Origin of the sequence: Mycobacterium sp. SMC-17, assembly GCF_045310915.1 — a bacterium.
Lineage (GTDB): Bacteria > Actinomycetota > Actinomycetes > Mycobacteriales > Mycobacteriaceae > Mycobacterium.
This window is the reverse complement of sequence record NZ_JBJIAK010000061.1, coordinates 23727-30596: the sequence shown is the minus strand read 5'-3', so window position 1 is coordinate 30596 and position 6870 is coordinate 23727. Positions and strand designations below refer to the sequence as shown.

At 68.7% G+C, this 6870-nt stretch carries 6 protein-coding genes and 1 pseudogene; 2 read left to right on the top strand and 5 right to left on the bottom strand.

Annotated features, from left to right (window positions below; all coding sequences use genetic code 11):
* Positions 1-71: 71 nt before the first annotated feature.
* From ACJH7A_RS26765 to ACJH7A_RS26745, 5 genes and pseudogenes are all read right to left on the bottom strand, one after another.
* Positions 72-1328 (bottom strand): annotated as a pseudogene (locus ACJH7A_RS26765) (GTP-binding protein); the annotation flags it as partial.
* Positions 1329-1389: 61 nt separating this feature from the next.
* Positions 1390-1791, bottom strand: a complete 402-nt coding sequence (locus ACJH7A_RS26760) for a TIGR03668 family PPOX class F420-dependent oxidoreductase (protein WP_020099632.1) — start codon at positions 1789-1791, stop codon at positions 1390-1392.
* Positions 1791-2381, bottom strand: coding sequence for a hypothetical protein (locus ACJH7A_RS26755; RefSeq protein ID WP_212807657.1), 591 nt, complete (start codon positions 2379-2381; stop codon positions 1791-1793). The genes ACJH7A_RS26760 and ACJH7A_RS26755 overlap by 1 nt, the downstream gene beginning before the upstream one ends.
* Positions 2382-2440: 59 nt before the next feature.
* Complete coding sequence (locus ACJH7A_RS26750) at positions 2441-3010, bottom strand: orotate phosphoribosyltransferase (protein WP_406802985.1); 570 nt, start codon at positions 3008-3010, stop codon at positions 2441-2443.
* Positions 3011-3020: 10 nt separating this feature from the next.
* The gene (locus tag ACJH7A_RS26745) at positions 3021-3824 is read right to left on the bottom strand and encodes a HugZ family protein (protein ID WP_406802984.1); all 804 of its coding nucleotides are present in this window, start codon (positions 3822-3824) and stop codon (positions 3021-3023) included.
* A 38-nt stretch (positions 3825-3862) separates the two neighbouring features.
* Here ACJH7A_RS26745 and treS point away from each other — a divergent pair, with 38 nt between their 5' ends.
* Both treS and ACJH7A_RS26735 read left to right on the top strand, forming a co-directional pair.
* The gene (gene treS, locus ACJH7A_RS26740) at positions 3863-5602 is read left to right on the top strand and encodes a maltose alpha-D-glucosyltransferase (RefSeq protein WP_406802983.1); all 1740 of its coding nucleotides are present in this window, start codon (positions 3863-3865) and stop codon (positions 5600-5602) included.
* Positions 5602-6867, top strand: a complete 1266-nt coding sequence (locus ACJH7A_RS26735) for a maltokinase N-terminal cap-like domain-containing protein (protein WP_406802982.1) — start codon at positions 5602-5604, stop codon at positions 6865-6867. Before treS ends, ACJH7A_RS26735 begins: the two co-directional genes overlap by 1 nt.
* Positions 6868-6870: the final 3 nt, after the last annotated feature.

The following is a 6870-nucleotide window of genomic DNA, read 5'->3' as shown; positions in this document are numbered from 1 at the left end:
CCCCCACCACCCTAGAACCCGCCTAAGGACTTGCCACAAGAACCCGTCTGAGAACTTGACTCCGATTAGGAACTCAACTTGTCCTCGTCGGTCTTGGCATGCGGCACGATCGCCATGGGGAGCAACGGCGCGGGCATGGTCCACGGCCGGCACACCAGCGGGGAAGCCTTGTCCGACAGGGTGTCCCCGGTCTCGGCGCACGTCAGCCTGGCGATGGCGCAGATGTCACCGGCGATCACCTCGGCCGCCGGACGCTGCTTGCGGCCCAACGGGAACGACAGGGCGCCGACGCGCTCGTCCTCGTCATGGTCGGCGTGCTCGGCGCAGCCCTCGGCGGGATCGGCGAACGAATTGAAATGGCCCGACACGTGAACCGTCGTGTCGGGCCTGATGGTGCCGGAAAATACCCGGACCAGACTCACCTTGCCGACGTAAGGATCCGACGTCGTCTTCACCACCTCTGCCAACAGCGGTGCGTCGGGATCGCAGGCGGGCGCGGGCTTTTCCACACCGGCCGGGGTGAACACCTGCGGTGGCACATGCTCTGGGGGAGAAGGGAATCCGCGTGCGATGACGTCGAGCAGTTCGGCAGCGCCGGTTCCCGTGGTGCTGCACACCGGGATCACCGGGAAGAACGAGCCGCGGGCCACCGCGCGCTCGAGGTCGGCAACCAGCACCGCGTTGTCGATCTGCTCGCCGCCCAGGTACCGCTCCATCAGCGTTTCGTCCTCGGACTCCTCGATGATGCCTTCGATCAGCGTCGCGTCGTCCCCGAGCAGCGAGACCAGCCCGTCCCCGTCGGGCAGGTACAGCGGAAGCACCTTGTCCCCGAACGACTCCTGTGCGGACGCCACCGCACCGGCGAACGTCGCGCGGGCGTGGTCGAGTTTGGTCACCACGACGGCGCGGGGCATCCCGACGTCGGCACATTCCCGCCACAACGCCTTGGTGGCGGCGTCCACCACATCGTTGGCGGCCATCACGAACAACGCGCAATCAGCCGCCCGGAGCCCGGCCCGCAGCTCACCGACGAAATCGGCGTAGCCCGGGGTGTCGAGCAGATTGATCTTCACCGTCCCGTGCTGCAGTGAGGCGAGCGCCAAACCGACCGAGCGCTGCTGCTCGACTTCGGCGGGTTCGTGATCGCAGACCGTGGTGCCGTCCAGCACCGTCCCGGCCCGCGTCAGCACGCCGGCATGGAGCAGCAGTGCCTCGACGAGGGTGGTCTTCCCGGACCCAGATGGCCCGACCAGGACCACATTTCGGATCGCGGCCGGACTGTCCGCGCTGGGCGCGGCGCCGGATGGGTTGTTCGTCTTGTCCGCCATGACGTGCCCCTATCGACGAGTCACGTCCACCATGCTCCTGTCGCGACGGTCGGCACAAGAGTCAAGCGTGCCAGGAACTCCAGCGGCTGATCGCGACCCGGATCACCGGGCCGTCCAGCGCCACCCGGTCGTACTGGTGGTACTTGGCCCGCAGCAGTGAGTAGCCGATCGCCATCTCGTCCCCGCTGGGGTGCACGGTGGCGATGCCGTCGGCGCGGGCCCACCAGAGGTGGGACCAGTCGTCGTCGTACTCCTCGGCGAGCAGGCTCACGCGCGGGTTGGCCGCGATGTTGTCCAACCGCCGCAGATGCTGCGTCGACTTCCGCTTGGCGTCCACCGCCGTATAGAGCCGGTCCCCGCTGACCGCGAAGACCACGGGGACCACATGCGGCTGGCCCTCGGCGGACACCGTCGCCAGCACGGCGACGGGCGCGGCGGAGAACAGGGCGGCCGGGTCGGACATCAGCGGTGCCGCGGGGTCGGGGCGACGCTCAAGGGCATCCGCGTCACGTTGATCTCGGGCGGACGCGTAGGAGCGGGCGGCGCGGCCGGCGGGTGGTACGCCGGGGGCGCCGCGGCCGGCGGTGGTTCGGCCGGCGGCGGGGGAGGCGGCGGCGGACTGGGGGTCGACGAGGTCACCGGGGCGTTCGTCGTTGTGGTGGTGGTCGTCGTGGTGCTGGGTTCCACTGGTGCCTCGTCGGAGCCGGAATCCCGGCGCGTGGCCAGGACCACCAGAGAGACGACGAGAGCGACCACCGCGACCGCGACGACGATCAGCAGCAGCCGGACATCCTTCTTGCGATACCAGGGTGGTGGCGGTTCGCGGAACCGCCAGGTGTCGGTGTTGAACGCGTCGAAGGTGTCGCCCGTCGGCTCCGGTTCGGGGATGACGAACGAGCCCGTCGTCGGGCCGGCAAACGGTCCGGTGCCATGTGGGCCCGGGTCGACGGCGCGGAACGGGTCGGTGTCCGGGTCGTCGTCCTGCACCTCGGCGGATGATTCCAGCACGCCGCCCGGCGATAGATCGCGCTCTGGGTCGTCGCTGTCAGCCACCTCCCAGATGCTAGGGGTGGCTCGCGCCAATTGCTCGGTATCGGCGCGCGTGTCCCGCTTTAGACGTCCTTGACCGGTTCGATGCCGAGGTCGCGGTAGCTGACGAGCGCGGCAAACGGCACGCCGCGCTTGGCGAAGCGGCCGGTGGCGATGTCGCCGCGGTCGACCATCGGGATGACGCCGGTGACCACCGCGCCGAGGGAGGTGACGCGGTCGTAGGCGATTTCGGTGGAGCCGCCGGTGCTGATCACGTCGTCGACCAGCAGGACCCGGGTGCCCGGCTCGATGCGGGTGCCCTCGATCCACTGCTCACGGCCGCGGGCCTTCTGTTCCTTGCGGACCGAGAACCAGGCCTTTCCGGTGACCATCGCGACGCCGTGCGCCAGCGGGTCGGCGCCCATGGTCAGACCGCCGACGGCGTCGAACTCGATGCCGCGCAGCGCGGCGAGTTCCGCCACGGCCTTGCTGACGGTCGTCAGGCTGACGCCGTTGTCGATGGCGTACTTGCCGTCGATGTAGTCGTGGCTGAGCTGCCCGCTCGCCAGCCGGAACGGCTCCTCGCGGCGCTCGTAGCCGCGCGTGCGGATCAGGTCGAAGGCGGCTTCCCAGCTTGCGGGGCGATCAGACATGGTGCGAATCCTAAACCTGACGGGACAGCCGAGCCAATTCGACTGTCGCGGAACGTAATTCATCGATGGATTGCAGGGGCTGCGGGTATCCGACCCGGGTGTAGGCCATGCCGCGCGCAGTATTGACCCGCAAATCCAGGCCGTAGCGGTCGGCGCCGGTGCAGGTCGCCGACTCGGTGTCGGGGTATCCGCCCAGGACCCGGGCCATGGCCGCCAGCGAGTCGGCGTGGTCGGCGTTCAGGTGCGCGATCGCCCCGGCTGCCGCGGGTGTCACCGGATCCGGCTGGGCCGCAGCGTAATCCGCGCCCGTCGTCGAATCCATCCGGCCGTAGCCACCGACCCACCGGACCCGGTCGACATGCAGCACCCACAAGGCGAAGTCGCTGTAGTCGATGTAGTACTTGGCGGCCGGCACCGCCGCGACATGGGCGTCGCGGGCGGCGTCACGTTCGGCGCCCTCGGGTCGCGCCACCCGTCCGGCCAGGGTCACCCGGCCACCGGCCAGCGGGTCCTTGTCGGTGCTGGCCGCGATGATCGAGATACTGGCCCGCTGATCGCCGGCGAGGTTGCGGCCGTGCTCGGCGAGATTCGAGACGCACAGCACCGGCGCGCCGCCGAGCAGTCCGTAGGTGACCATCGACGCCCACGGATCGCCGTCGGCCGTCAGGGTTGCCAGGGTGCCGGTGTTCGTCGAGGCCGCGATGGTGCGGGCCTCTTCGGCGGCCGACGGCCGGTTCGGGTTGACGATTTCGGCCAGCGGCGGCGGGATCGTCGGAGCATCACCTGGGTCGCCATGATCGCGTGTCGTCGCCACGTTTGCACCCTACCCAGGCGCGGGTACGTTAGTTCTCGATGGACGCCTCCAACGGTGGCGTGGAACATCCAAGCGCCGCGGACTTCGGACACGCGCGAGTCCTCCCAGAGGACCGCACCTGGTTCAAGCGCGCGGTTTTCTATGAGGTGTTGGTCCGCGCCTTCTACGACTCAGACGCCGACGGCTCAGGTGACCTCCGAGGTCTCACCGAGCGACTCGACTATTTGAAATGGCTTGGTGTCGACTGTATTTGGTTGCCACCGTTCTACGACTCGCCGCTGCGCGACGGCGGCTACGACATCCGCGACTTCTACAAGGTGCTGCCGGAGTTCGGCACCGTCGAGGACTTCGTCGCCCTGCTGGACGCCGCGCACCGGCGCGGTATCCGCGTCATCACCGACCTGGTGATGAACCACACCTCCGACACCCACGCGTGGTTCCAGGAGTCCCGCCGCGACCCGACCGGGCCCTACGGTGACTTCTACGTCTGGAGCGACACCAGCGAGAAGTACCAGGATGCGCGCGTCATCTTCGTCGACACCGAGGAGTCCAACTGGACCTTCGACGCCGTCCGCAAACAGTTCTACTGGCACCGCTTCTTCTCCCACCAGCCCGACCTGAACTACGACAACCCGGCCGTGCAGGAAGCGATGATCGACGTGCTGCGCTTCTGGCTGGACCTGGGCATCGACGGCTTCCGGCTGGACGCGGTGCCCTACCTGTTCGAGCGCCAGGGCACCAACTGCGAGAACCTGCCCGAGACGCACGCCTTCCTCAAGCGGTGCCGCAAGGTGATCGACGACGAATTCCCGGGCCGGGTCCTGCTGGCCGAGGCGAACCAGTGGCCGGCCGATGTCGTCGAATACTTCGGCGACCCGGAGACCGGCGGCGACGAATGCCACATGGCCTTCCATTTCCCGCTGATGCCAAGAATTTTCATGGCGGTCCGGCGGGAGTCGCGGTTCCCGATCTCGGAGATCCTGGCCCAGACCCCGCCCATCCCCGACCTGGCGCAGTGGGGCATCTTCCTGCGCAACCATGATGAGCTCACGTTGGAGATGGTCACCGACGAAGAGCGCGACTACATGTACGCCGAGTACGCCAAGGACCCGCGGATGAAGGCGAATGTCGGCATCCGCCGGCGCCTGGCCCCGCTGCTGGAGAACGACCGCAACCAGACCGAACTGTTCACCGCGTTGCTGTTGTCGCTGCCCGGGTCGCCGGTGCTGTACTACGGCGACGAGATCGGGATGGGCGACATCATCTGGCTCGGTGACCGCGACGGCGTCCGCACCCCGATGCAGTGGTCGCCCGACCGCAACGCGGGGTTCTCCACGGCCAACCCCGGCCGGCTGTACGTCCCGCCGAGCCAGGATCCGGTGTACGGCTACCAGGCGGTGAATGTCGAAGCGCAGCGCGACACCTCGAACTCCCTGCTCAACTGGACGCGCACCATGCTCGCGGTGCGGCGGCGGCACGACGCGTTCGCCGTGGGCTCGTTCCGGGAACTCGGCGGCTCCAATCCGTCGGCACTCACCTATGTGCGCGAACTCGTGCGAGACGACGGTGAGGCCGACACGGTTCTGTGCGTCAACAATCTGTCCCGGTTCCCCCAGCCGGTCGAATTGAACCTGCAGCATTGGAACGGCTACACGCCGGTTGAGCTGACCGGCCAGGTCGAGTTCCCCCGCATCGGGGAACTGCCCTACCTGTTGACACTGCCCGGGCATGGTTTCTACTGGTTCTCGTTGCGTGCGCCCGTCGGTGAGGAGCCGTGATGGATCCACAGTTGACCGAATACCTGACCCAGCAGCGCTGGTACGCCGGCCGCAACCGGGAGCTGACCGGCGCCGAACCGGCGCTGGTGGTGGCGCTGCGCGACGACGTCGACCTGGTGCTGCTCGACGTCAGCTACGACGACGGGCCCGGCGAGCGGTACCAGCTGGTGCTGCGCCAGGGCGACGGCGAGGTTGGTGACGCCCTCGGTGACCCTGAGGTCGCGACCCTGCTGCTCGGCCTGATCGCCGACTCGGCGACGATCGGTCCGGTCTCCTTTGCCGCGGAGCCCGACGCCGAGCTGCCCGCGGGCGAGACGGCGCGCGTGATGGGCGCCGAACAGAGCAACACCAGTGTCGTGTTCGACGAAGCCGCCATCCTCAAGCTGTTCCGCCGCGTCACATCCGGTGTGAATCCCGACATCGAGCTGACCCGGGTGCTGAGCCGCGCCGGCAGCCCGCATGTGGCGCCGCTGCTGGGGACGATGTCGTTGGACGGCGGACCGGAGACGGCGCTCGGCATGCTGGCCCGCTTCGCCGACAACGCCGCCGAGGGCTGGGACATGGCCGTCGCCAGTACCCGGGACCTCTATGCCGAGGGCGACCTGTATGCCAACGAGGTCGGCGGCGACTTCGCGGGGGAGTCAGAGCGGCTCGGGCAGTCCGTCGCCGCGGTGCACGCGACGCTGGCCGCTGAACTGGGCACGGCCACGGCGCTGTTCCCGGTCGAGACGATGCTGGAGCGGCTGGCCGCGGTGACCGCGTCGGTGCCACAGGTCCGCGAGTACGCCGCGGCCATCGAGGGTCGCTACCGCGCGCTCGAGGGGCAGCCGATCACGGTGCAACGGATTCACGGCGACCTGCATCTGGGCCAGGTGCTGCGCACCCCCGAGACCTGGCTGCTGATCGACTTCGAAGGCGAACCCGGGCAGTCACTGGATCAGCGCCGGGTACCCGACTCACCGCTGCGGGACGTCGCCGGAATGCTGCGGTCCTATCAGTACGCGGCGTTCCAGCGGCTGACCGAGGGCGGCGGCAACGAGCAGCGCCGCAAGCAACTCGCGGCGCGTGCGCGGGAATGGGCCGACCGCAACCGGGCGGCGTTCTGCACAGGCTATGCCGAGGGCGGCGGTGCCGAGCCCGACGCGGAACTGCTCGCCGCCTACGAACTCGACAAGGCGGTGTACGAAGCCGGGTACGAGGCCCGGCACCGGCCGCACTGGCTGGACCTGCCGCTGGGAGCGATCGCGAACATCGTCGGCGGTTAGGTG

Bases quoted from the DNA above. Each gene is read 5' to 3' on its own strand.
- treS (WP_406802983.1), top strand. From the start codon at position 3,863: ATGGACGCCTCCAACGGTGGCGTGGAACATCCAAGCGCCGCGGACTTC.
- ACJH7A_RS26760 (WP_020099632.1), bottom strand. From the start codon at position 1,791: ATGTCCGACCCGGCCGCCCTGTTCTCCGCCGCGCCCGTCGCCGTGCTG.
- ACJH7A_RS26735 (WP_406802982.1), top strand. From the start codon at position 5,602: ATGGATCCACAGTTGACCGAATACCTGACCCAGCAGCGCTGGTACGCC.
- ACJH7A_RS26750 (WP_406802985.1), bottom strand. From the start codon at position 3,010: ATGTCTGATCGCCCCGCAAGCTGGGAAGCCGCCTTCGACCTGATCCGC.